General features: G+C 66.3%; 17 protein-coding genes. 9 read left to right on the forward strand and 8 right to left on the reverse strand.

The window, feature by feature from the left end; all coding sequences use genetic code 11:
* Positions 1 to 35 precede the first annotated feature (35 nt).
* From AncyloWKF20_RS02645 to lptF, 3 genes are read right to left on the reverse strand one after another with little or no spacing between them, the layout of a single operon-like run.
* Entirely contained in the window at positions 36 to 2,513 is a 2,478-nt protein-coding gene (locus AncyloWKF20_RS02645; protein ID WP_279316413.1) for an LPS-assembly protein LptD, read from the reverse strand.
* Positions 2,510 to 3,595 (reverse strand): LPS export ABC transporter permease LptG, encoded by a 1,086-nt coding sequence (gene lptG, locus AncyloWKF20_RS02650; RefSeq protein ID WP_279316414.1) that lies wholly within the window; start codon positions 3,593 to 3,595, stop codon positions 2,510 to 2,512. The genes AncyloWKF20_RS02645 and lptG overlap by 4 nt, the downstream gene beginning before the upstream one ends.
* Before the next feature lie 40 nt (positions 3,596 to 3,635).
* Positions 3,636 to 4,793: an LPS export ABC transporter permease LptF gene (lptF, locus tag AncyloWKF20_RS02655; RefSeq protein WP_279316415.1), complete on the reverse strand. Its 1,158-nt coding sequence runs from the start codon at positions 4,791 to 4,793 to the stop codon at positions 3,636 to 3,638.
* 226 nt (positions 4,794 to 5,019) lie between these two features.
* On the opposite strand from lptF, the gene AncyloWKF20_RS02660 reads away from it, so the two are divergent.
* The 3 genes from AncyloWKF20_RS02660 (at position 5,020) to AncyloWKF20_RS02670 (ending at position 8,537) form a co-directional block, all read left to right on the forward strand.
* Positions 5,020 to 6,528, forward strand: a complete 1,509-nt coding sequence (locus AncyloWKF20_RS02660) for a leucyl aminopeptidase (protein ID WP_279316416.1) — start codon at positions 5,020 to 5,022, stop codon at positions 6,526 to 6,528.
* A 15-nt stretch (positions 6,529 to 6,543) separates the two neighbouring features.
* Entirely contained in the window at positions 6,544 to 6,990 is a 447-nt protein-coding gene (locus tag AncyloWKF20_RS02665) for a DNA polymerase III subunit chi (protein WP_267582962.1), read from the forward strand.
* 308 nt (positions 6,991 to 7,298) lie between these two features.
* Positions 7,299 to 8,537, forward strand: coding sequence for a porin (locus tag AncyloWKF20_RS02670; RefSeq protein ID WP_279316417.1), 1,239 nt, complete (start codon positions 7,299 to 7,301; stop codon positions 8,535 to 8,537).
* A gap of 208 nt (positions 8,538 to 8,745) precedes the next feature.
* Here AncyloWKF20_RS02670 and AncyloWKF20_RS02675 read toward each other — a convergent pair whose 3' ends face one another.
* Positions 8,746 to 10,608: an ABC-F family ATP-binding cassette domain-containing protein gene (locus AncyloWKF20_RS02675; RefSeq protein ID WP_279316418.1), complete on the reverse strand. Its 1,863-nt coding sequence runs from the start codon at positions 10,606 to 10,608 to the stop codon at positions 8,746 to 8,748.
* Between the two features lie 189 nt (positions 10,609 to 10,797).
* Here AncyloWKF20_RS02675 and AncyloWKF20_RS02680 point away from each other — a divergent pair, with 189 nt between their 5' ends.
* Positions 10,798 to 11,610 (forward strand): cyclase family protein, encoded by an 813-nt coding sequence (locus AncyloWKF20_RS02680; RefSeq protein WP_279316419.1) that lies wholly within the window; start codon positions 10,798 to 10,800, stop codon positions 11,608 to 11,610.
* 37 nt (positions 11,611 to 11,647) lie between these two features.
* Here the strand turns inward: AncyloWKF20_RS02680 and AncyloWKF20_RS02685 are convergent, their stop codons facing one another.
* From AncyloWKF20_RS02685 to AncyloWKF20_RS02695, 3 genes are all read right to left on the reverse strand, one after another.
* Positions 11,648 to 12,163: a DinB family protein gene (locus tag AncyloWKF20_RS02685; RefSeq protein ID WP_279317861.1), complete on the reverse strand. Its 516-nt coding sequence runs from the start codon at positions 12,161 to 12,163 to the stop codon at positions 11,648 to 11,650.
* 445 nt (positions 12,164 to 12,608) lie between these two features.
* Positions 12,609 to 12,827, reverse strand: a complete 219-nt coding sequence (locus tag AncyloWKF20_RS02690; protein ID WP_279316420.1) for a hypothetical protein — start codon at positions 12,825 to 12,827, stop codon at positions 12,609 to 12,611.
* A 278-nt stretch (positions 12,828 to 13,105) separates the two neighbouring features.
* Entirely contained in the window at positions 13,106 to 13,345 is a 240-nt protein-coding gene (locus tag AncyloWKF20_RS02695; protein WP_279316421.1) for a hypothetical protein, read from the reverse strand.
* A gap of 301 nt (positions 13,346 to 13,646) precedes the next feature.
* Between AncyloWKF20_RS02695 and ndk the strand changes: the two genes are divergently transcribed.
* The 4 genes from ndk to AncyloWKF20_RS02715 all read left to right on the forward strand — a co-directional run bounded on the left by ndk (position 13,647) and on the right by AncyloWKF20_RS02715 (position 18,294).
* Positions 13,647 to 14,069 (forward strand): nucleoside-diphosphate kinase, encoded by a 423-nt coding sequence (gene ndk / locus AncyloWKF20_RS02700; RefSeq protein ID WP_279316422.1) that lies wholly within the window; start codon positions 13,647 to 13,649, stop codon positions 14,067 to 14,069.
* Between the two features lie 362 nt (positions 14,070 to 14,431).
* Entirely contained in the window at positions 14,432 to 15,136 is a 705-nt protein-coding gene (locus tag AncyloWKF20_RS02705) for a TerC family protein (protein ID WP_279316423.1), read from the forward strand.
* A 160-nt stretch (positions 15,137 to 15,296) separates the two neighbouring features.
* A complete protein-coding gene (locus AncyloWKF20_RS02710) occupies positions 15,297 to 16,046 on the forward strand; it encodes a TerC family protein (RefSeq protein ID WP_279316424.1) in 750 nt (249 codons plus the stop codon).
* Positions 16,047 to 16,125: 79 nt separating this feature from the next.
* The gene (locus AncyloWKF20_RS02715; RefSeq protein WP_279316425.1) at positions 16,126 to 18,294 is read left to right on the forward strand and encodes a molybdopterin oxidoreductase family protein; all 2,169 of its coding nucleotides are present in this window, start codon (positions 16,126 to 16,128) and stop codon (positions 18,292 to 18,294) included.
* A 1,013-nt stretch (positions 18,295 to 19,307) separates the two neighbouring features.
* On the opposite strand, the gene AncyloWKF20_RS02720 is transcribed toward AncyloWKF20_RS02715, so the two are convergent.
* A complete protein-coding gene (locus AncyloWKF20_RS02720) occupies positions 19,308 to 21,326 on the reverse strand; it encodes a hypothetical protein (protein ID WP_279316426.1) in 2,019 nt (672 codons plus the stop codon).
* A 174-nt stretch (positions 21,327 to 21,500) separates the two neighbouring features.
* Between AncyloWKF20_RS02720 and AncyloWKF20_RS02725 the strand changes: the two genes are divergently transcribed.
* On the forward strand, positions 21,501 to 23,780 hold the full coding sequence (locus AncyloWKF20_RS02725; protein WP_279316427.1) for an NADP-dependent malic enzyme: 2,280 nt from the start codon (positions 21,501 to 21,503) through the stop codon (positions 23,778 to 23,780).
* Positions 23,781 to 23,804: the final 24 nt, after the last annotated feature.

The following is a 23,804-nucleotide window of genomic DNA, read 5'->3' on the forward strand; positions in this document are numbered from 1 at the left end:
CACGTTCACGGATCCGAACCGTCGGCTGTCCGCTCTCACTCACCCGAGGTCATGGTGGAGCCGACCTGGGAGGAGAAGCCCGCCTGGCCCAGCGTGCGCAGGCTGATCGTCAGCAGCACCGTGTCCACCCGCTCGCGGTTGCCGCTCTCGGTGTAATCCGACTTGTAGGACAGGGTCAGACCGAAGCAGTCATCCGCATAGGAGACACCGAAGAGCGAGTAGTCGATCTCGTTCTCATGCAGATTGTACCGCGACGCCGCCAGCAGGCTCCAATTCTCATTGAGCTTGAGCTGGCCGGTGCCGAGCACGCCCTGGCGCTCGTCATAATAGCCGAGCTCCGGCTGCGCGGCGTAGAGGCCGTAGGTCGCCGACAGCGTGAGCTGGTTGACGGTCGCCCGACCTTCCAGCTCGTAGCGCTCGACGCCCCAGTCGTCATTGTCGAAGCGGAAGCGGTTGATGAGGGCGAAGTTCTTGTTCGGCGCCCAATAGAGGCGGGCGACATAGTCGGAGACGTCGTCCTCCAGGCCCGAATCCGCACCCGTATTGGCCATGTCGTAATAGGCGTACGAGTTCTGGCCGGCGAGCTGGTAGGACTGGCCGAACAGCGCGTTCACCTGGCCGGCGCCGCGGATGTTGGCGGTGTATTGCAGGCCCACATTGGCGCGGGTGCCGCCTTCGACCCGGTCATAGCCCGAGTACTTGTTGATCTCGAACAGGTTGGTGTCGTCGAAGATCAGGCTCTGGGCGTCTTCGTTCGGGAACTTGCCGATATCGGTTTCGTTGGGGCGCACGATGAGCTGGGCGATCGGCTCCAGCGTCTGAGTGCCCCAGCTCTGCACGGCAATGAACGGGTAGCGATATTCCAGACCCACCGCCGGCATGGCACGCACCAGCGACTCGCTGTCGGCGGACAGCCAGGGATAGTCCTGCGGCTCCGGGTCAACCTGGGCAGCGTCGAGCTGGACATTCAGGAACGGCGTCCATGACTGGCCGGCCGTGTCGATGAAGGTGCGGCGCCAGTTCGCCACGCCCGACACGCGGGTGTAGCTGCCGGCCATGCCGCGCATCAGGCAGTTCTCACGCTGGACCGCCGGGTCCGCGCTCATCGTCGACAGGTCGCACTCGTTGATCGGGCCCTGCGTGACATTCGTCGCCGCATATTCCGAGGAGGTCGCGCGGATATCGATCTCGTTCCGCGTCAGGCTGATCATGTTGAAGTCGTAGCTGAACTCGCCGCCGAAAACCGATTTGTCCAGCGTCTTGCTGTAGTCGATCACCGCAACCGTCGGCTGCTGGTCCTGGATGTCATAGGACGTCAGGCCGGTGAAGTACTGCAGGCGCGCGTCGAAATAGCTGCGGTCGCCCTGGCCGACGATGTAGAGCTGCGACGTCACTTCCTTCTTGGAGTCGTTGATGAGGTTGTAGTCCTCCATGAAGGTCTTGTCGGAGGTCAACCAGCCATCCCAACCCCAGTACCACTGCTCGTTGATATTGAAACGGCCGTGGGTCTCGATCATGCCGCGCTGGTCGCGATAGCCGGGCTCGCCGAGGAAGGCGTCCTTGTCTTCCTGCTCGATGCCCGCCGCGCGGATGCTGTAGATGCCGGTCTCAAGCCGATGCCGGAAGGTGCCGTCGAGCAGCACGCCCTGCTTGGTGAGGAACATCGGCGAGAACGTCACGTCCATATTGGGCGCGATGTTCCAGAAATAGGGAATCGTGACGCCGTAGCCGATCTCGCTGGTGTTGATGAATTGCGGGATCAGGAAGCCGGACTTGCGCTTCACCGTCGGATCGGGCGCCGACATATAGGGCACCCAGGCGATCGGAACGCCGAGGAATTCGAGGCGGGCGCTCTCGAAATAGATCGTCTGTTCCTTTTCCTTATGGATGATCCGGGCGGCCTTGATCTGCCACATGGGCGGCTTGGTCGGATCGGTCTTGCACGGTTCGCAGGGCGTGTAGGCGCCGCTGGTCATGACCGTGGTGTCGCCCCCCGTGCGGTCGGCCCGCGCGGCGGCGAAATGCATGTTGTCCGGCGTGTCGATCCGCAGCGAATTGACGAAGCCGTCGGTGAACTGCTGGGACAGGTCGAGGCTCTCGGCCGAGATGACCTTGCCGTCCTTGTCCTTGAGGCGCACGCCGCCTTCGGCACGCAGGCGCTGGCCGGTGCGGTCATAGACCACCCGCTTCGCCTCGAGCACGGCACCGTCGTAATAGATCTGGACGTTGCCGTCCGCGATGACCTCATTGCGATTGTAGTCGTAGACCAGCTCATCGGCGGTCACGAGCATCTTGGCATCGGGATCGGTAGGCTGGCGCTGGGCCAGCATTTCACGGGCCGCCGAGTTGGCGTTGGTCTGCGCCTGCGCGAACGCATCCGGCGCCGAGGCAACGACGCCCAGCGAGCCAATGACTACCGTGAAGAACAGCCAACAAGCGGAGGTGACCAGACGGCGCTTATGCCGCGAGACCACCGTGTCCGCCTGGCCGGCCAAGGGGTTGCCGACCTTCATCCGTCCTCCCGGTGAAGCAGGATGAGTACGCCCATCAATGCCCCAACGACCGCTGGAAACCACGCTGCAATAATGGGATGCACGATCCCGGCCTCACCGAGATCCTCGGCGAGCTTAGTGAACACATAAAGCAGAAAGCCGGCGGCCACGCCACCGAGAATCGTCTGACCGATCCCGCCGAACCGGAACACGCGCAGGCTGACGGAGGCCGCGATCAGCACCATCGCCAGCAGCAGCATGGGCCGCGCGAGCAGCGCCTGATACTGCAGCCGGTAGCGTTCCACACCGAAGCCGACGCGTCGCGCAGCCTCGATCGCGCCGGGCAGGTTCCAGAACGGGACGGTATCGCTCTGCAGCGTTTCCTCGATCTGATTCGGCGTGAGATTCGTGGCGACCATGTACGTATCGTACGACTGCAAACCTAGACCGGGGGTTAAGACCCGGGCTTCGCTCAGTCGCCAGGCTCCGTCTTCGAGGGTGGCGTTGCGCGCTTCGATGCGCTCCTGCAGCTTGCCATCCGGACCAAACAAGAAAACGTTAACGCCGGAGAGCTGCCGCCCGCCATCGACCTTGGCGCCGGCCTGGATGATGGCCTGCCCGTCGACGCTCTGCTGGCGGATCCAGAACCCGCCGCCGGTCGAGGCGAACAGGCCCGTCTGACGGTTGAAAATCTCCGCCTCGATCTTGTTCGCCCGTTCCTTGAACTCGGCGGACATCGGATTGTAGACGGTTGTGGAAAACACCCCCAGCAGCACCGCCAGCAGGCAGGCCGGGAAGAGAAACTGCCAGGCCGAGATGCCGGCCGCGCGCGCCACCACCAGCTCCAGCCGCCGCGACAGGGTCAGGAAGGTGCCGATGGCGCCGAACAGTACCGCGAAGGGCAGCAGCTGCTCGGTGAAGAAGGGCGCCCGGTAGAGGATGAGCACCAGCAGCGTGACCGAATCCACGTCGCGCTCACCCACCCGGCGCGACATCTCCAGGAAGTCGACCATCATGATGAGGACGACGCAGCTCACGAAGATCCCGAGCACGGAACTCATGAACCGGCGGCCGAAATAGAATCCGAGGGTGCGGCCGATCACGGGGCGCCTTCCCATTTATTCGCGATCATCATCGGCGCGCTCAGTTCACGGTCGCGCGCACGACGCGCTGCGCCATGCGGTCGAAATACAGGCTCAGGGCGCGCGGCATGCGCGGCTTGAAGCGCCCGCTCAGCGACAGGATAGAGCCGATGATGAAGACCACGGGCACGAGATACACGAAGGGCACGAGGTCCGGGTTGTTGCGCACCTGATTGATGAGCCCGAAGCTCGTCACCTGCAGCACGATCACGAAAGGCGCCGTTCCCGCCAGCGCCAGCCCACGCCCCTCGCGCGTCGTCCGCGGCTCGGCGAGCGCGGCACAGGCGATGCCGAAGAAGGCGAGCACATAGAGCGGCAGCGACAGGCGGCGGTGAATTTCCTCGGTGAAGCGGCCGGGATCGCGCTGATAGGCCGGGTCGTTCGGGTCCGGGCTCAGCAATTCGCGGAAGGAGCGTTCCGGAGCGCGGTACATCGTGTTGTCGGCCCCGCTGGTGAAGGGCGACAGGTCGAAGGCGTAGCGCTGGAATTCCACGACATTGCTGTCCGGCTTGCCGGTGGTGCGGCGGTGGATCGCGCCGTCCTCGAGAATCAGGAAGGTGCCTTCGGCGCTATCCACCACCTGGCCGCGATCGGCGAGGTAGGTGCTGACCTCATTCGGGTTGCGCGCATCGTTGATGAAGATGCCGCCGAGCACGCCGCTGGAATTGCGCTCGCGCACATTGAACACCATGCCGTCCGCCAGCGGCGTGAAACGGCCGGGCTGAGCGATGAAGGCGACGACGTCGGCGCGTACCCGGCTGATCTCATAACGGAACTGCCGCAGCGCGGCCGGCACCAGCTCCATGGACAACGCGGTACAGAGCGCGGCGACGATAAGCGCGAGGATCAGCAAGGGCCGCAGGAAGCGCGCCGTCGAGATGCCGGCGGAACTCGCCACCACGATTTCCGAATCGGTGTTCATGCGGAAGAGCGTGTGCGAGACGGCGATGAACAGCGCAGCCGGCGCGAGGCCGAGAATGAGCGCGGGCAGGGCCAGGCTGGTGATGAACACGAAGGCCAGGATGGTCTGGCCCTGCGTGGTCATGATGTCGAGCTCGCGCAGCGCCTGCGTCACCCAGATCATGCCGGCAAGGACGACCAGCGTTCCGATGAAAGCCGTGGCGGCCGCGCGGAACACGTAACGGTCAAGTCGAGTCATCGAGCGGCGATTCCCGTTGCAACGTCGTAACGTCCGCCGCCCCGGCGACCGTCAGCGGCTCATCAATAAGCGCCCTCGCGGCGCCGTGCAAATAGGGCGACTTTGTGAGCGGGGTGACGCAGCGCCCCGGTGACCCGGTTCACCATGCGGCTGCGCGGGCCTCGTCGGCGGACGCACATTCGGCTAAACAGAAGGCCTGCGTGCGATCCCAGCCAAGGTGCCCCCGATGTCCGATACCGTGAAATTCAGTTTTGCCAAGATTCCGGCCGCGCTCGAGGGCGTGGTGGTCGTGCTTGCGGCGGAGGGCGGCGAAGCGGGTGGGCTGGTACTCGCGCCGGAGGTTTCCGCGCTGCTCGGCGCCGCCGCCGATACCGTGACGCGGGCCGCGCAGGCGGAGCGGTTCACCGCCAAGTCCGGCAAGGCGCTCGACCTTCTCGCCCCCACCGGCCTTGAGGCCACCCGGCTGATCGTCGTCGGCGTCGGCAAGCCGGAGGAGCTGAAGCCGCTCGACTGGCTGAAGCTCGGCGGCGCCACGCTCGGGCGCCTGTCGGCCTCGGCCAAGGAGGTCGGCATCGTGTTCGCGTTGCCCGGCGGGCCCGTCTCGCCCGAGGCGGCGGCCGAGTTCGCGCTCGGCATGAAGCTGCGCGCCTATTCCTTCGATCGCTACAAGACGAAGAAGAAGTCCGATGACGCCGCCGCGAAGCCGCGTGTCACTCTTTATATAGAGAGCGATACGGCGGCGAAGCGCGCCTTCAAGAAGCGCGAGGGCGTGGGCGAGGGCGTCATCATCGCTCGCGACCTGGTCAACGAGCCGGCCAACGTCCTCACCCCCACCGAATTCGCCAAGCGCGCGGGCGACCTCGCCAAGGTCGGCGTGGATGTCGAGGTACTCGGCGAGAAGGATCTGAAGAAGCTCGGCATGGGCGCGCTTCTCGGCGTTGGCCAGGGCTCGTCTCAGGAGAGCCGCGTCGTGGTGATGCGCTGGAATGGCGCCAAGAACGATTCGGCCCCGCTCGCCTTCGTCGGCAAGGGCGTGGTGTTCGACACGGGCGGCATCTCCATCAAGCAGGCAGCCGGCATGGAAGACATGAAGGGTGACATGGGCGGCGCGGCCGCCGTGGTCGGCCTCATGCACGCGCTGGCGAGCCGCAAGGCGAAGGTGAACGCGGTCGGCCTGATCGGCCTTGTGGAGAACATGCCGGACGGCAACGCCCAGCGCCCCGGCGACATCGTCACCTCCATGTCCGGCCAGACCATCGAGATCATCAACACCGATGCGGAAGGCCGGCTCGTGCTCGGCGATGTGCTCTGGTACGCCAAGGAGCGCTTCAAGCCGCAGTTCATGATCGACCTCGCCACGCTCACCGGCGCCATCATGGTCGCGCTCGGCACCGAGCATGCCGGCCTGTTCGCCAATGACGACACGCTGGCCGAGCGGCTGGCCAGCGCCGGGCAGGCGACCGGCGAGAAGGTGTGGCGCATGCCGCTGTCGCCCGACTACGACAAGCTGGTCGATTCGAAGTTCGCCGACATGAAGAACACCGGCGGGCGCTTCGGCGGCTCCATCACCGCGGCGCAGTTCCTCAAGCGCTTCGTCGGCGATGTGCCGTGGGTGCACCTCGACATCGCCGGCACCGCCATCAACTCCCCGACCAGCGAATTCAACCGCAGCTGGGGTGGTGGCTGGGGCGTGCGGCTGCTCGACCAGTTCGTCGCCGATCATTACGAAGCCTGAGCCGGCATCGCGCGCATGGCCGAGGTCTTCTTCTATCACTTGCAGGGGCGTCCGCTTGAGGGCGCCCTTCCGCAATTGCTGGAGAAGTGCCTCGAGCGCGGCTGGCGCTGCATCGTGCAGGCGTCCTCCCCCGAACGGATCGACGCGCTCGACCAGATTCTCTGGACCTATGACGACGCGTCCTTCCTGCCGCACGGCACGGATCGGCAGCCCGAGTCGGCGCGCCAGCCGATTCTCCTCACCACGGAAGAGGCGAATCCCAATGGTGCGGCCGTGCGATTCTTCATTGAGCGCGCCACGGCCGGCGATATCGGCGCCTATACCCGGGTGATTCACCTCTTCGACGGCGCCGATCCCGACGAAATCGACCATGCGCGGGCGCAATGGCGCGCCGCAAAGGCGGCCGGACACGCCGTCGCCTATTGGCAGCAGACGGCCGAGGGGCGCTGGGTCCAGCGCTGAAACCGGGCCGCTTCAAGGCGCCAATCGCCACATTCTGAGTGAGCGCCCCAACGGACGAATCCCGTTAAGCCTTGATTTACCATGGCTTTCTAGTTTGCCGCCTCAGGCGGAAAAGCGGCCGCCGGGACCGTGAAAATTGTGTCCAGATAGCAACACTCGGTTGCCGAATGGCCCCGAGGGCCTGTTTGGAGCCACTTTGGCTTTGCACCTCCCAGGGCTTTCAAACAATATCGTCCACGGATGTCGCGGGTTGCGGCGGATCCTGACAATCGAAAACCCAACATTGGTCCAATTTGGGGGAGAATGAAGTGAAGACGGTCATGAAGAATGTACTGCTCGGTTCGGTCGCCGGGCTCGCGATGGTCGGGACTGCTGCGGCGGCCGATCTGCCTGTGAAGGCGAAGGCTGCGGAATATGTGAAGATCTGCTCCACCTACGGCGCTGGCTTCTACTACATCCCCGGCTCCGACACCTGCCTCAAGGTCGGTGGCTTCGTGCAGACCGACTATAACTACCTCGACACGTCGTACACCCCGGCGAACGAGCAGAACGACACCTACTTCCTGGCCCGTGGCGCGATCCGTCTGGACGCCCGCACCCAGACCGAGTACGGCACGCTCCGTTCCTACCTCGAGTATCGCCTGACCTACGGCGACTCGACCTCGCCGAGCCTCGACAAGGCGTACATCCAGTTCGCCGGCTTCACCTTCGGTAAGGTTCAGTCGTTCTACGACTACTACGCCGACAACAACGTTTGGGGTATCGACTCGGTTGAGCTGACCTCGGACGAGAACGCCACCGTCGCGGCTTACACCGCTGACTTCGGCAACGGCTTCACGGCCACGATCTCGATCGAAGACGACAGCACCCGTTCCAACGGCGTGTATGACCTCGACTTCGGTTACTCGAACGTTGGTTCGGACCTCCCGGCCCTCGTCGGTAACATCAACTACGAAGGCGAGTGGGGCGGGTTCCAGGTCTCCGGCGTCGTCCGTCAGATCAACGACGAGAACTACGACGTTCTCAACCCGGGCTCGAGCGGCGATGACATCGGTTGGGGCGTCCTCGGCGGCGTCAAGTTCAACCTGAACGCTCTCGGCGAGGGTGACACCCTGTACATCGAAGCCACCTACGGCGATGGCGCGATCGAGTACACCGGCATCACCGGCAGCTACGCTCAGCTGAACACCTTCGAATTCGCCGACACCTACTACAACCCGGCCACCGGCGACTACGAGTCCGCCACGGCCTGGACTGTCGCCGGCGAACTGACCCACTACTTCACCCCGTCGGTCTTCGGCGTGCTGTTCGGTAACTACGGCGAGCTCGACGTCCCGTCGGCTGCTTGGGACGGTTCGGTCTCCAGCATGAGCCTCTTCAACGTCGGCGCCAGCCTGAACTGGACCCCGGTCAAGGGCCTCCTCTTCGTCGCTCAGTACACCTACGGCGAAGCCAACTACGACGCCCCGATCGAGGACGACTTCGGCAACCTCGTGAACTCCTCGGACTTCAACCAGGTCATCCTGTCGGTCCGTCGTTCGTTCTGATCTCGTCAGTCTCTGACGTGATGGAAACCCCGGCCTTGCGGCCGGGGTTTCTTTTTGTGCGGTACGTGGTGAAGCCGCAGGACGAGGCATCGGCCGCGCTCGTCCGTGCGGGTGTTCTCGACGCTCAACGGGCGATAGAACGCGCACGCGTCCGCCCGGCGCGCGCTTTCGCGCGGACCGGCTGACAGTCTGACCGGGGGGCTATCGTCTAGAGTTGCGCTTCCAGCTCTTCGAGCTGCGCGGAGAGCGTGATCCAGCGCTCCTCCGCCTCGGCCAGCTTTTCGCCACAGGCGCCACGGCTGGTGGCGAGGCGAGCGGCTTCACGCGGGTCTTTCTCATAAAGGCCGGGCGCGCCGAGCTTGCCGTCGAGCTCCGCGAGCTCCTTCTCCAGCTTCGCCATCGCCGCTTCCGCATCCTTGATCTGCTTGCGCAGAGGGCCAAGTGCCGGGCGCTTCGGCGCGGCGGGCTTCGCTTCGGCGTCTTTCCGGACCGTCTCCTTGGGAGAGGACCGGCGCAGGACGAGCTGCTGATACTCGTCGAGATCGCCCTCATAGGGCCGCACCGTGCCGTCCGCTACCAGCCAGAGCCGCTCGGCAGCGGCGTCGAGCAGCGAGCGGTCATGGCTGATAAGGATCACCGCGCCGGGAAACTCGTTCAGCGCCTCCACCAGCGCCTGGCGTGCGGCGATGTCGAGATGGTTGGTCGGCTCGTCGAGAATGAGCAGATGCGGGCCGCGAAAAGCGGCCAGCCCCAGCAGCAGCCGGGCTTTCTCGCCACCGGACAGCGCGGCGATCTTGGTGTTGGCCGGTTCGCCGGAAAATCCCATCTCGGCCGCCCGCGCCCGTACCTTCGCCTCCGGCGCGTCCGGCATCAGGCGCCGCACATGGTCATAGACCGTGTCCTCGGCGATCAGCTCGTCGAGCTGGTGCTGGGCGAGATAGGCGATCTCCAGCCCGCCGGCCTTCACCATGCGCCCGCCGAGCGGGGCCAGCCGATCCGAGATCAGCTTGGCAAAGGTGGATTTGCCATTGCCGTTCGGGCCGAGCAGGGCGATGCGGTCGTCATGGTCGATGCGCAGCGTCAGGTTCTTGAGGATCGGCTTGCCCGGCTCATAGCCTGCTGAAACACCGTCGAGCGTCAGGATGGGCGGGGAGAGCTGCCGCTCGGGATGGCGGATGGAGATGGCAGCGGCCGCCTCGCCCACCGCCTCGGCGATCGGCGCCATGCGCGCCAGCGCCTTCAGGCGGGACTGGGCCTGCCGTGCCTTGGTCGCCTTGGCTCGGAAGCGCTGGACGAAGGCCTCCATATGCTTGCGCTTGGCCTCCTGCTTCATCCGCGCCTTCTGGTCCACGGCCAGCTTGTCCGCCCGCTGGCGCTCGAAGCTGTCATAGCCGCCGCGCCACAGGGTGAGCTTGCGCTGGTCGAGATGCAGAATGAAGGAGACCGACTGGTTCAGCAGCTCGCGATCATGACTGACGATCAGAACGGTGCGCGGGTAGTGCGCGAGGTAGTCCTGCAGCCAGAGCGTGCCTTCAAGGTCGAGATAATTGGTGGGTTCGTCGAGCAGCAGCAGGTCGGGCTCGGCGAACAGCACGGCGGCGAGCGCCACGCGCATCCGCCAGCCGCCAGAGAATTCCGCGCAGGCCCGCTGTTGCGCCGCCTCATCAAAGCCGAGGCCGGCAAGGATCCGGGCGGCGCGCGCCGGGGCGGCATGGGCGTCGATATCGACGAGGCGCAACTCGATATCGGCGATGCGGCCCGGATCGCTCGCGCTCTCGCGTTCCTTCAGCAGCCGCGCGCGCTCGGTATCGGCGGCGAGCACGACATCGATCAACCGCTCGGGCCCGGCAGGTGCTTCCTGCGCGACCTGGCCGATGCGCGCGGCGCCGGGCAGGCGGATGTCACCGGTCTCCAGCGACAAATGGCCGGTGATGGCGCGGAACAGCGTCGTCTTGCCGGTGCCGTTGCGCCCGACCAGGCCGACCCGCGCGCCCTCGGGGATGAAGACGGAGGCGTGATCGATGAGCAGCCGGCCGGCCACGCGCAGCGAAATGTCGTCGAAGGTGATCATGCGCGTCTTGTGCCGCGCGGAGGGCGGTGCGGCAAGGGGGATGGGGTGGGGAAGTGCCGTGCCTCGCGGCTGAAGAGGGAGCTGACAGGGCCCGCGGGGAAGGGCGGGGGCGAAATGCACGCGCTCTTTACGCAGCCGCAGGAATCCTACTAAATTAGTCGAATACTTTAGGTCTCAGGAGATCCATCCATGTGTGTTCCCGGTTGCCAGGAAGCCGTTGCGCGCCAGCTCTCCCGGCGCAGCCTGTTCAAGAGCGCGGCCGCGACGGCAGCAGCCTTCTCCGCCTTGCCCGTCGCCGGCGCTTTTGCCACGACCACCAGCTTTTCCAAGGTGGTGGATCTGACCCATGTGCTTGACCCGTCCTTTCCCACTTTCTTCGGAAAGCCGCAGCTCGAGATCCGCAAGCTGTTCAGTTTCGAGAAGGACGGTTTCAACCTCAACGAATGGGTGGTGAACGAGCATACCGGTACGCATCTCGACACGCCGTTCCACTTCTCCAAGGATGGCCCGAGTGCCGAACAACTGCCGATCGACACGCTGGTCGTGCCGCTGGCGGTGATCGACGTGTCGGCCAAGGCGACGGCGAATCCGGATTATCAGCTCACGGCCGAGGATATCGCGGCCTATGAGGCGGCGAATGGCAAGCTGCCGCCGGGGGCCGCCGTGGCGCTTTATTCCGGCTGGGACAAGCTGGTGGCGACCGACAAGTTCCGCAACGCCGATGCCGCCGGGACGCTGCATTTCCCCGGCTTCCACCCGGATGTCGCGGCGGTGCTGATCGAGAAGGGCGCGTCCGGTGTGGTGGTGGACACACTGTCGCTCGACTATGGCGCCTCGAAGGATTTCGCCTTCCATTACAAGTGGCTAGGCTCCGGCCATTGGGGCGTGGAAGCCGCCAGCAATCTTGGCACACTCCCGGCCAAGGGCGCGACGCTGGTGGTCGGCGGGCCGAAGATCAAGGGCGCCTCGGGCGGGCCGAGCCGCGTCCTCGCATTGGTCTGACGCCCGTTCATAGAGCTCGGTTGGAGCCGCCCGGCCGTCACAGCGGCCGGGCGATGTCGGTCTCCCGCTGCCGGGCGATGAGGTCGATCGTGGGGCCAGCTTCCGGACCGCCCAAGATGGTCAGCAGCGTGTGGACCTGCCCGCGATGGTGGGTCTGGTGGTTGAACAGGTGGTCCAGCACGGTCCAGAGCGGCTGGGTGAACTGCGCCCCGGTCATATTGGCGTAGGTGATGGGCGCCAGCAGCCGCTCGGACGTCAGCGACGCCGCGAGATCGGTGATCCGTGCATCGTCCGCCACGCGGGCGGCGGCGAGATCGGCGAAGCTCTCGAAAAGCTGGGCGTCGAGCCGGTCCGGCGCCTCGCCCGTGCCGGTGATGCGGCGCAGCCAGATGCGGTCGGTCGCCAGAAGATGATTGAGCGTCCCGCACACCGAGCCGAAAAAGGCGCCGCGGTCGGCGCGAAACTCATCCGGGCTCAGCCGGGCGGCGGCTGCATAGAGGCGGGCATTGGCCCAGCGGTTGTAATCCGCAAAATTGAGGTATCTTTGCACCATCGCGGCATCGGTGGCTGACGGCGCGGCGGAGATGAATGTCGGCATGAGCGGCCCCTGTACATGTCAGCCAACTCTGCCGCAGGAGCGCGCGCCAACGCCAATTCCAAAATGAAATGTCGGGCGCGCGCGAAAACGATGGATGTTTGCTTCGGGGGCTGATCCCGGCCCCGCTGCGAACAGCCGGGGCCGGGCTCGCCGAACGCAGCACCGGGTCGGCGGTACTGGCTGTGTCCGGTAGGGGCGTTCCGATCTCGGAACACCATCACCATGCCAAAGCCCGCTGCAACGGCGGCTGAACGCGCCGTTGGCCGGTGTTCATCTTCACGCTGGGGAGAAGGTCAGCCCAAAAAGAATGCCCCGGCTCCTTGGGGGGAGGAGCCGGGGCGTATGGGCTCGCGTCGGGGCTTGGGGGAGTGGGGGATGCCGCGAGCCTATTCCTGAAATCTCAGTAGCAGACGGGGCGCTCGACCTGGACCATGCGGCCCGCATCGCTCATCCAGCGCGTCTGCATCACGCAGTCACCCGCAACCGGTTCGGTCGGAATCTCGACCGTCGCCACCTGCGGCTGACGCTTGAAGTAACCGGTGGCCGAGGCCGCGCCCACATAGAGAGCGCTGAAGCCCATGACCGCCGCAACGGCACTGATCATCACGGTTTTCAACATATCCGGCTCCTTCCACCTCCCGGTGGAGCAGCCACCGGACCGTTAGAAACGCACGCCTTCCCAGAAACTCACGGGGTTACGCTCACTGTGACGCCGTACCTCGACATATTTTCCGCGCACACGGTGCCGCTGCCGGCCGCTCGGGGCGGCTGGCTGAAGAGAACGAACAACGACGCCTTCGTTCATCCGTGGTGGCCTCATGCGCTTCGTTAACGGTGACTTAACGTGGGTACGCCGTAGAAGGTTCCAAGGATCGTTCATGAAGTCGTGAAGCGCGATTACTCGTCGAATACGCAACGGCGCCGGGTTTCGAACCGCGGCGTACCGGAGGCGACAAAGCTGCGCTCCTGGAAGCAGCTCCGGTAGCCGGTCGGCTGCGGCTCGGTCTGGGCCTTGGCCGTGATGGCCGGCACGCCCGTACCGGCGCTGGCTCCCGCCGAGGTCAATCGCGGGAGGAGCAGGGCGCCGCCCAGCAGCAGGAGGGCGCCAAGCACAGGGAACACATACTTCGTCATCACGCAGGCTTTCAGGCGAGGGGCGGGAAGGAGCCCGCCTTGCGCCGAACAGATGCGCCTCGCTCCCCTTTCCCACAAGCCGCGAACGCCCGGAACTTTCGTCGGTGCACGCAGCTGTGTTCCAGCCCATTCCGCGGTCTCTTTTGACGGGCGCGGGGCCTCGATACGGGCTGTCCCGCCCGGCAGGCAAAGGCGCTGTGGCATGGCGGCGCGCCATGATGCAGCGGGCGTCTTGTCGGGACCGGGAGCCCCCGCTATAAGCCGCCTCGATCACGCATTCCCCACACTTTCAAGGAAGACGACCATGGCGCTCGAGCGCACCTTTTCGATCCTCAAGCCCGACGCGACCCAGCGCAACCTGACGGGCGCCATCAACGCCTATATCGAGAAGGCCGGCCTGCGCATCGTCGCGCAGAAGCGCATCCTGCTCACCCGCGCTCAGGCCGAAACCTTCTACGCGGTCCACAAGGAGCGCCCCTTCTTCGGTGAGCTCGTGGACTTCATGATCTCCGGCCCGATCGTCGTGCAGGTGCTGGAAGGCGAAGGCGCGGTTGCCAAGTACCGCGACGTCATGGGCGCCACCAACCCGGCTAACGCCGCCGAGGGCACCATCCGCAAGGACTTCGCCCTCTCCGTCGGCGAGAACTCGGCCCACGGTTCGGACAGCCTCGAGAACGCCGCGATCGAGATCGCCCAGTTCTTCGCGGGCAACGAGATCGTCGGCTGATCCTCAGTCTTCGCAGCCGATTACGCTGAGTTCAGGCCCCGTCCGGGCAACCGGGCGGGGCTTTTCTTGTGCGCGGCAGCGTAAACGAGCGCGTCCGCAGCATCATTAACTCGGAATAGGGGAACAGAAGGGGTTGGCGGTCGGATAGATTATTATGTATGTTGCCGCTCATGGCGCTGCGGGGGTCCGGCCACAGGAGAAGTGGCCCGCAGCGGGGATAGCCGATTTGGCGCGCCAAGAGCGCCCGGGAGTGGGCCCGCCGGAGCCACCTCCTCTTGCCTCACCTTTGCACGGCGCGCCAACGCCGCTTGAACCAATCAAGAGAGTCTCGTCCGCACGCGGAACGAGGTGAGGGAACCATAATGAATTATCTTGAGCCGCTATTCTGGCTGGCACTGTTGAAGATCATCTGGATCAACGTGCTGCTGTCCGGCGACAACGCTGTCGTCATCGCCATGGCCTGCCGGTCGCTCCCCGACAAGATGCGCCGCACAGGCATGATTCTCGGCGCTGGTGTCGCCGTGGGCATGCGCATCGTCTTCACCGCCATCATTGCCGTGCTGCTCGGCCTGCCCTGGCTGCGCGTCGTCGGCTCGCTGGCGCTGATGTACATCGCCGTCGATCTCGTCGTCCCCGAGGCTGAAGGCGAAGAGGGCGGCGTCGCCGCGCATGACAGCCTGTGGCGCGCCGTCGGCACCATCGCGGTCGCCGACCTGGTGATGAGCCTCGACAATGTCGTCGCCATCGCCGCCGTCGCCGATGGCGACTGGACGCTGATCATCATCGGCCTCGTCATCTCCATCCCGATGATCATCGCCGGCGCGGCGCTCATCATGGGCCTGCTGGCGCGTTTCCCCTTCCTGGTGTGGGCCGGCGCGGCTCTGCTGGGCTGGGTCGCGGGCGAGATGTTCGTCTCGGATGTGAAGGTGCTCGATTATTTCGGCGAGGCGCTTGTCCACCACTACGAATATGCGGCGGCGGCTGCGGGCGCGGTGATCGTGCTGGCGCTCGGCTGGGGCATGACGCGCCTGCGTCGTGGCTCCCACCTGCCCGAAACGCACGCCTGACGCGCTGAATCGGGTTCCCTCCCTGAAGCGCCCGCGACCTCATCCGTCGCGGGCGCTTTCAGTTTCAGGGAAAAAATCTGGCATACATAACAAGGTATGCCAGATGGGGTTGGGGCCCGGTCCTTACTGAACTCTACTTTTCGACGACCGGAGAGAACCTATGGATTTTTCGAGCCCTATCTTCTGGGTCGCTCTGCTGCAGATCATCTGGATCGACCTGCTGCTGTCCGGCGACAATGCCGTCGTCATCGCGCTTGCCTGCCGCTCGCTGCCGGAGAAGCAGCGTAAATGGGGCATTCTGCTCGGCGCCGGCGCGGCGGTTGGCCTGCGCATCATCTTCGCGCTGGTTGTATCGTACCTTCTTGGCGTTCCGCTGCTGAAGGTGGTCGGCGCCCTGCTGCTGTTCTGGATCGCCATCAAGCTGGTGCTGGACGAGGGCGGTGACGGCCATCATGTCGAGGGCGCGGACAGCCTGTGGAAGGCCGTGCGCACCATCGCCATCGCCGATGCCGTGATGAGCCTCGACAATGTCGTCGCCATCGCCGCGGCCGCCCGTGGCCATGCCGAGCTGTTCATCTTCGGCCTGCTGCTCACCATCCCGCTGATCATCTTCGGCTCGCAGCTCATCCTGAAGCTGATCTCGCGCTTCCCGATCCTCATCTGGTTCGGCGCGGCGCTGCTCGGCTGGATCGCCGGCGAGATGCTGGTCAGCGACAAGATCGTGCTGGAAACCATGCAGGGCCTGGGCCCGAACCTGGTCGAGACCATCGCCGATCCCGAGGATCCGGTGGGTCTCAAGCCCGCCCCGCTGCCGCATTACCTCGCGGCTGTGGTCGGTGCGGCCTTCGTGCTGGCCTTTGGCTGGATCGTGAAGAACCGTCGTTCGGCGGCGGTGGTCGGCTCGCACTGAGCCTGTCGCGGCGTTGGCCTAACGCCGTGATGTAAAAAGATGGGGCGCTCCGCTAGGATGCTGGCGGAGCGCCTTTTTCATGAATCAGCACAGCCTGCCCAGCCACACCGGCTATTCCGCCTGTCCGCATGACTGCCCGTCGACCTGCGCGCTGGAGATCGACATCTCCGGCGGGCGCATCGGCCGGGTGCGCGGCTCGCGTGACAACAGCTACACCGCCGGCGTCATCTGCGCGAAGGTAGCAAGATACTCCGAGCGCGCGCATCATCCCGGCCGCCTGACCCAGCCTTTGCGCCGCATCGGCGCGAAGGGGGAGGGGCGTTTCGCTCCGATCGGCTGGGACGAGGCGCTCGACGAGATCGCCCATCGCTTCGATAAGGCTGCCCGGATGCACGGGCCGGAGACCGTCTGGCCGTATTATTATGCCGGCACGATGGGGCTGGTGATGCGCGACGGCATCAACCGGCTGACCCATGCGATGGGTTATTCGCGTTTCTTCTCAACGATTTGCGTCAATCCGGCGTGGAGCGGCTTCATGGCCGGCACCGGCCGCCTCGCCGGGCCGGACCCGCGCGAGATCGCCAAGGCCGACCTGGTGGTGATCTGGGGCACCAACCCCGTGGCGACGCAGGTCAATGTGATGACCCACGCCATCCGCGCCCGCAAGGAGCGCGGCGCGAAGATCGCGGTGGTGGATGTGTACCGCTCGCCGACCATGGAGCAGGCCGATATCCCCGTGCTGATCCGGCCGGGCACCGATGCGGCGCTCGCCTGCGCGATCATGCATGTGCTGTTCCGCGACAACCTCGCCGACCGCACCTATCTCGCTGATTTCGCTGACGATCCCGCCGGGCTTGAAGCCCATCTGCAGGACCGCACGCCGGAATGGGCGGCGGCGATCACCGGCCTGCCGGTCGCCGAAATCGAGGCCTTCGCCCACGCGATCGGCCGCACCCCGAAGACTTTCATTCGCGCGGGGTATGGTTTTACCCGCTCGCGCAATGGCGCGGTGGCCATGCACGCGGTGACCTGCATCCCGACCGTGACCGGCGCCTGGCAGCATGAGGGCGGTGGTGCCTTCCATACCAACTCGGCGATCTACCGCTGGAACAAGACGCTGATCGAGGGGCTGGACCTGCTCACCCCCGGGTCCAATGGGGTGACCAGTCAGGCCAGTGAGGTGACCAGTCAGGCCAGTGAGTCCAGTGAGGCGCGCCCGCGTCCTCGCCCGGGCCGGCAGCTCGACCAGTCGCGCATCGGCGCGATCCTCACCGGCGATGCCGAGGCGCTGGCGGGTGGCCCGCCCGTGACGGCGATGCTCATCCAGAACACCAACCCGGTCTCGGTCGCGCCGGATCAGGCCCGGGTGCAGGCGGGGTTCGCGCGCGAGGACCTGTTCGTCGCCGTGCATGAGCAGTTCATGACCGAGACGGCGGCGATGGCGGACATCGTGCTGCCGGCGACCATGTTCACCGAGCATGACGACCTCTATCAGGCCGGCGGCAACCAGTATGTCATGCTCGGCCCCAAGCTGGTCGAGCCGGCCGGCGACTGCCGTTCCAACCATGAGGTGATCTGCGCGCTGGCGGAGCGGCTCGGGGCGGAGCATCGCGGCTTCGCGATGAGCCCGCGCGCGATCATCGACTGGACGCTGCAGGCCACCGGGCGCGGCACCCTTGATGAGCTTGAGGAAAAGCGTTTCCTCGACGTGCAGCCGGACTTCGCCACGGCGCATTATCTGAAGGGCTTCAGCTGGCCGGATGGCAAGTTCCGCCTCAAGCCGAACTGGGCCAAGGTGCCTTATGCCGCCCCCTCCAAGATGGGGCCGTACACCCAGATGCCGGAATGGCCGGACCATTGGGCGGTCATCGAGGAGGCGAATGAGGAGTACCCGTTCCGTCTGGTCACCGCGCCCGCGCGCAATTTCCTCAACTCGACCTTCACGGAAACGCCGAGCTCGCTGGCGCGCGAGAAGCGGCCGGAGCTGATGATCCACCCTGAGGACGCGGCCGCGCTCGGCCTCGTGGAGGGCGATCTCGCCCGGGTCGCCAGCGCACGCGGCGAGGTACGGCTGCATGTGCAGCTCTTCGACGGTCTGCGGCGCGGCGTGGTGGTGGCGGAATCGATCTGGCCGAACCATGCCCATGAGGACGGGCAGGGCATCAACAGCCTGACCGGCGCCGACCCCGTCGCCCCGGTCGGCGGCGCCGCCTTCCACGACAACCGCGTGCGCATCACGCGGGGGTGAGGGGGCGTCCCTCACGCCGTCATCCCGGACGGCCGAAGGCCGATCCGGGATCGTGTTGTCCCGAGGGCGGCGCGCGATCCCGGCTCTACGCTGCGCTTCGGCCGGGATGACGTTTACAGGGTGCGGCCTCGCGCTCCGCGCCTTGGGGAGTTCATTGGCAGAAGAGTCTGGCGCTGGGTCTCGGCTCGCCTTCCGCGGGCGCTTCAGGCGTCCGGGACACGAGGGCGATGGAGGGATGACGGGCAGAGCCGTCATCCCCGGGCTTGGCCCGGGGATCCACGACGTGGCGGCCACCATGTTCGCGAGCGAAAGTCGTGGATGGCCGGGCCAAGCCCGGCCATGACGCCGTTCGGGCGGAACTAGGCGTTATCCCACCCACGTCATCTAAAGAGTTGGTCCGGCCATAACGGGCGAAACTTGCCCCTCGCGCCATCATCCCGGACGGCCGAAGGCCGATCCGGGATCGTGTTCCCCTGAGGGCGGCGCGCGATCCCGGCTCTGCGCTGCGCTTCGGCCGGGATGACGTTTACAGGGTGCGGCCTCGCGCTCCGCGCCTTGGGGAGTTCATTGGCAGAAGAGTCTGGCGCTGGGTCTCGGCTCGCCTTCCGCGGGCGCTTCAGGCGTCCGGGACACGAAGGCGATGGAGGTATGACGGGGAGAGCCGTCATCCCCGGGCTTGGCCCGGGATCCACGACGTGGCGGCCACCATGTTCGCGAGCGAAAGTCGTGGATGGCCGGGCCAAGCCCGGCCATGACGCCGTTCGGGCGGAACTGGGCGTTATCCCACCCACGTCATCTAAAGAGTTGGTCCGGCCATAACGGGCGAAACTTGCCCCTCACGCCGTCATCCCGGACGGCCGATAGGCCGATCCGGGATCGCGTGTTCCAGTAAGAGCGGGGCGCGATCCCGGCTCTCCGCTGCGCTTCGGCCGGGATGACGTTTACAGGGTGCGGCCTCGCACGCTGCGTCTGGCGGAGCCGCTCCGTCCTTACCCCCGCGTCTCCCCGGCCCCCTACGGCGTCACCGGGCTGAGCGGCTGGGTGAGCTGGACGTTGATCTCGTCGATCAGGCCCAGCGGCTCGCCGGATTCCACGGCTTCGACGATGGTCATCACCGGCAACGACTCGTGGCGGGGAGTGATGCGCAGGGAGAGGGTGGAGAGCGGCTTCTGGATGAAGGCGACCAGCGCCTGCGCGGCGGGTTCCAGATCCGGGCGGTCGGCCACCGTCTGGGCGAGCAGCAGCTCGGCGAAGCCGGCGAGGAGCTGGCGCAGCGCCTCCGGTTGCATGTCCTGCTGCTTGGCGGCTTCCTCCAGCTTGCGCTCATAAATGCCGGCATCGGAAATGGTGATCTCCAGCGCACCGAGATTGGCGCCGAGCGCGCCGGCCAGCGCCTCGTCCGGCTGCGGCGAGAACAGCGCGTCGTCGACATCGCTCAGCGACAGCTTCACCGAGAGGGCGAAGGCGTCGGACACCTCGGCATAGAGCGGGGCGAGGGTGAGGGTGCTCGCCGCCTCGTTCCACTCCCCGCCAATGTCCAGCGCGACGCTGGCGCGCTGCATGCCGTCCGGCACCAGCGCGAAGACCGGCTTGTCGGCGGCGAAGGCGGAGGTGGGGCCGGTGACGCGCAGCGAGGCGGCCATGCGGGTCGGCAGGGCATCGGTCTCGCCGTTCCAGGAGAGGCTTGCCCGGTCGATCACCACTGGCTCGCCGCCCTTCTCAACCGGCGCCTCGGCGCCTTCCAGCGTGAAGCTGCTGACAATGCCGAACAGCCGCATCAGCCAGGCGATGTCGCGCGTCGCGTCCGGGTTCTCGGCCGCGTCGGCGGCGAGTTCCATGATGGCGCCGGGCCGCAGCCCGCCGATCTTCAGCGTGTCGAGATGGAAGGTCTTGCCGTCCGGCTCGGTGCCCTTGAGGCGGTCGAGGGCAAGGCTGTCGAGCTTTCCCTCATCGAGCGGGCCGGCGGTGAGCGCGGCGAGCTCCACCTTGGTGCCGTCCGCCTCCAGCGCGGTCATGTCCTTGAGCGTGATGGAGCGGATGCGCAGCCCGTCATAGGTGGCGGCCATGGCGCGCAGCATGTCCGCCATCTCGGCAGGCGCGGGCTGCTCGCCCTTGGCGGCGAGCTGCTGGATGCGCTGGCCGCTGGCCAGCAGCTCCTCGGCGGGAATGGCCGAGGGGCGGATGGCGACATCAGCGATCGCGATCGTGCTCCAGCGCTGGGTGAGGCCGCTATCGGCCTTCAGCTCATAGCCATCGACCTTCACCGTGCCGTAGAGCGTGCGGTAGTTTTCTTCCCGCGCGCGGCGCTCCGGGTCGAGCAGGATCAGCAGGGCGGCGACGTCGATGGTCTCGATGCTGACGCGCCCGACCCGGCCGGTGGCGGCATTGGCCGGGGCGCCGCCCGAGGTGAAGCGCGAGGGCTCCATGCTGGCGCGGGCCACGCGGCCGCCGGCGATCTCCTCCAGCGTCACCGCGCCATGGGTGACGTCGGTCTCCAGCCGGTCATTGCCGGTGCCCGTTCGGGTGGTGACCAGCGAATCCGGGATGGCGACGCGCTGCACCTTCAGCGCCTCCAGCACGGCGAGGGCGATCTGCGCCGGCTCGGTGCCATCCGGGGTCACGACGGTCGGGCCTTCGACGCCGGTGATCTCGATCTTCGGCGCGCGGTAGCTGATGTCGACCATGGGCGCGAGCGGGGCCGGGCCGTCGAAGGAGAGGTCGTGAATGTCGATCTGCCGGGCGGTGAAGCGGCGGTCATCCGGGCGGGTCAGCCCGTCGGCGACCAGCGAGGTCAGCTTCAGCGAGCCCTGGCCGGGAGAGGTGAAGGAGACATTCTCGATCTCGAAATGGCCCTTGAACAGGTCAAAGCGCACCTCGCCGCGATGCGCCTCGATCCCCGCCGCGCCGAGATCGGCGAACAGGGCGTCCACTTGCCGGCGGGCAAAATGGTTCACGATGGCGCCCAGCGCGAAATAGCCGCCGACCAGGGCGACGAGCAGGGCGGCAGTCGCGACGACAAAAGTCTTGCGCATGAGAATACGACCTGAAAAGTGACGGTACGCGCGGGTGGTTGGTCTCGTCCGGCGGCCGCTTTGATGAGTAAGCTTACCTGACCGTCGAAAGGCGGGCATTACAAAATCGGCAACTCGGTGTACGGCACAAGAGAGCCCCACGCCGTACCGCCTGTTCCGGGGGAAGGAATCGCCATGGCCTCGTACATTTCCGATGACCTGCGCTCAGGGGCGCTGGTCTATCACCGCCTGCCCCGTCCGGGGAAGCTGGAGATCCAGCCGACCAAGCCGCTCGCCAATCAGCGCGATCTGGCGCTGGCCTATACGCCCGGCGTCGCTGCGGTGTGCGAGGCGATCGCCGCCGACAAGGAACTCGTCGCCGAACTGACCGGCCGGCAGAATCTCGTGGCGGTGGTGTCCAACGGCACGGCGGTGCTCGGGCTCGGCAATATCGGGCCGGAAGCCTCGAAACCGGTGATGGAGGGCAAGGCCGTCCTCTTCAAGAAATTCGCCGGCATCGACGTGTTCGACATCGAGATCAACGCGCTCGAGCCCGACCATGTGGTGAGCGTCGTCGCCGCGCTGGAGCCGACCTTCGGCGGCATCAACCTCGAGGACATCAAGGCACCCGAGTGCTTCGAGATCGAGGAACGGCTGCGCGAGAAGATGGGCATTCCCGTCTTCCATGACGACCAGCACGGCACCGCGATCATCGTCGCCGCCGCCATCGTCAACGCGCTGCATATTGGCGGCAAGAAGCTGGAGGAGGTGAAGATCGTCACCTCCGGCGCCGGCGCGGCGGCCATCGCCACGCTGCGGCTGCTGCTCTCCATGGGCGCCAAGCGCGAGAATATCTGGGTCACCGACATCGAGGGCGTGGTCTATGAAGGCCGCACCGTGCTGATGGACCCCTATAAGGGCGCCTTCGCCCAGAAGACCGAGGCCCGCACGCTCGCCGAGGCGATCGCCGGCGCCGACATCTTCATCGGCCTCTCCGCCGGCGGCGTGCTCAAGCCCGAGATGCTGAAGGCGATGGCGGACCGTCCGCTCATCATGGCGCTGGCCAACCCGACGCCGGAGATCATGCCCGACCTCGCCCGCGAGGCGCGCCCGGACGCGATGATCTGCACCGGCCGGTCGGACTTCCCGAACCAGGTCAACAACGTCCTGTGCTTCCCCTTCATCTTCCGCGGCGCGCTGGATGCCGGGGCGACGCAGATCAACGAGGCGATGAAGATCGCCGCCGTTCACGCCATCGCCGAGCTCGCGCGCGACACGCCCTCCGACGTGGTGGCCCGCGCCTATGGCGGCGAGACGCCGGTGTTCGGCGCGACCTCGCTCATTCCCTCGCCCTTCGACCCGCGCCTCATCCTGCGCGTGGCGCCGGCGGTGGCGCGCGCGGCGATGGAATCGGGCGTGGCCAAGCGGCCGATCGCCGATTTCGACGCCTATCAGGAGCAGCTCGACCGCTTCGTGTTCCGCTCCGGCCTCGTGATGAAGCCGATCTTCACCCTCGCCCGTCAGGCGCCCAAGCGCGTGATCTACGCCGAGGGCGAAGATGAGCGCATCCTGCGCGCGGCGCAGGTCGTGGTCGAGGAGGGCATCGCCCGCCCGATCCTGATCGGCCGCCCCTCGGTGGTGGAGACCCGGCTGGAGCGTTTCGGCCTGTCGATCCGTCCGGGCGTCGAATTCGACCTCATCAACCCCGAGGACGATCCGCGCTACCGCGACTATGTGCAGACCTATGTCGAGCGCGCCGGCCGCCGGGGCGTGACGCCGGAACTCGCCCGCACGCTGGTGCGCACCACCCCGACCGTGATCGCCGCGCTGGCGGTGGTGCGGGGCGATGCCGACACCATGCTGTGCGGCGTTGAGGGGCGGTTCATCCGGCACCTGCGCCACATTCGCACCATCATCGGCCTCGCGCCGGGCGTGCGCGATGTGGCGGCGCTCTCCATGTTGCTGACACAGAAGGGCGCCTTCTTCCTCTGCGACACGCAGGTGACGACCGACCCGAGCGCCGAGGATCTCGCCGAGATGGCGATCCTGTCCGCGGCGCATGTGAAGCGCTTCGGCATCGAGCCGAAGGTGGCGCTGCTCTCGCATTCCGACTTCGGCTCGCGCGACGATGCGAGCGCGGTGAAGATGCGCTCGACGCTCGACCTGATCCTCGAGAAGGCGCCGGACCTGATGGTCGATGGCGAGATGGAAGGCGACAGCGCGCTGGTGCCGGAGATGCGCGAGCGGGTGATGCCGGGCTCGCGCCTGCAGGGCGTGGCCAACATCCTCGTCATGCCCAATCTCGACGCCGCCAACATCGCCTACCAGATGGTGAAGGTGTTCGGCGACGCGCTCCCCGTCGGCCCGATCCTGCTCGGCACGGCGCGCCCTGCGCATGTGCTGACGCCCTCGGTGACCGCGCGCGGCGTGGTCAACATGACCGCCATCGCGGTGGTCGAGGCGCAGAACGGCTGAGCCTTTTCATGCGCGCGGGGGCGA

The organism is Ancylobacter sp. WKF20, assembly GCF_029760895.1.
In the GTDB taxonomy this organism is placed as follows: domain Bacteria; phylum Pseudomonadota; class Alphaproteobacteria; order Rhizobiales; family Xanthobacteraceae; genus Ancylobacter.

Excerpts from the sequence above, each read along its gene's own strand:
- AncyloWKF20_RS02690 (WP_279316420.1), bottom strand. The coding sequence starts at position 12,827 with ATGTTGAAAACCGTGATGATCAGTGCCGTTGCGGCGGTCATGGGCTTC.
- AncyloWKF20_RS02725 (WP_279316427.1), top strand. The coding sequence starts at position 21,501 with ATGGCCTCGTACATTTCCGATGACCTGCGCTCAGGGGCGCTGGTCTAT.
- AncyloWKF20_RS02710 (WP_279316424.1), top strand. The coding sequence starts at position 15,297 with ATGGATTTTTCGAGCCCTATCTTCTGGGTCGCTCTGCTGCAGATCATC.
- AncyloWKF20_RS02720 (WP_279316426.1), bottom strand. The coding sequence starts at position 21,326 with ATGCGCAAGACTTTTGTCGTCGCGACTGCCGCCCTGCTCGTCGCCCTG.
- AncyloWKF20_RS02705 (WP_279316423.1), top strand. The coding sequence starts at position 14,432 with ATGAATTATCTTGAGCCGCTATTCTGGCTGGCACTGTTGAAGATCATC.
- AncyloWKF20_RS02665 (WP_267582962.1), top strand. The coding sequence starts at position 6,544 with ATGGCCGAGGTCTTCTTCTATCACTTGCAGGGGCGTCCGCTTGAGGGC.
- lptF (WP_279316415.1), bottom strand. The coding sequence starts at position 4,793 with ATGACTCGACTTGACCGTTACGTGTTCCGCGCGGCCGCCACGGCTTTC.
- ndk (WP_279316422.1), top strand. The coding sequence starts at position 13,647 with ATGGCGCTCGAGCGCACCTTTTCGATCCTCAAGCCCGACGCGACCCAG.
- AncyloWKF20_RS02685 (WP_279317861.1), bottom strand. The coding sequence starts at position 12,163 with ATGGTGCAAAGATACCTCAATTTTGCGGATTACAACCGCTGGGCCAAT.
- AncyloWKF20_RS02660 (WP_279316416.1), top strand. The coding sequence starts at position 5,020 with ATGTCCGATACCGTGAAATTCAGTTTTGCCAAGATTCCGGCCGCGCTC.
- AncyloWKF20_RS02715 (WP_279316425.1), top strand. The coding sequence starts at position 16,126 with ATGAATCAGCACAGCCTGCCCAGCCACACCGGCTATTCCGCCTGTCCG.
- AncyloWKF20_RS02675 (WP_279316418.1), bottom strand. The coding sequence starts at position 10,608 with ATGATCACCTTCGACGACATTTCGCTGCGCGTGGCCGGCCGGCTGCTC.
- AncyloWKF20_RS02680 (WP_279316419.1), top strand. The coding sequence starts at position 10,798 with ATGTGTGTTCCCGGTTGCCAGGAAGCCGTTGCGCGCCAGCTCTCCCGG.
- AncyloWKF20_RS02645 (WP_279316413.1), bottom strand. The coding sequence starts at position 2,513 with ATGAAGGTCGGCAACCCCTTGGCCGGCCAGGCGGACACGGTGGTCTCG.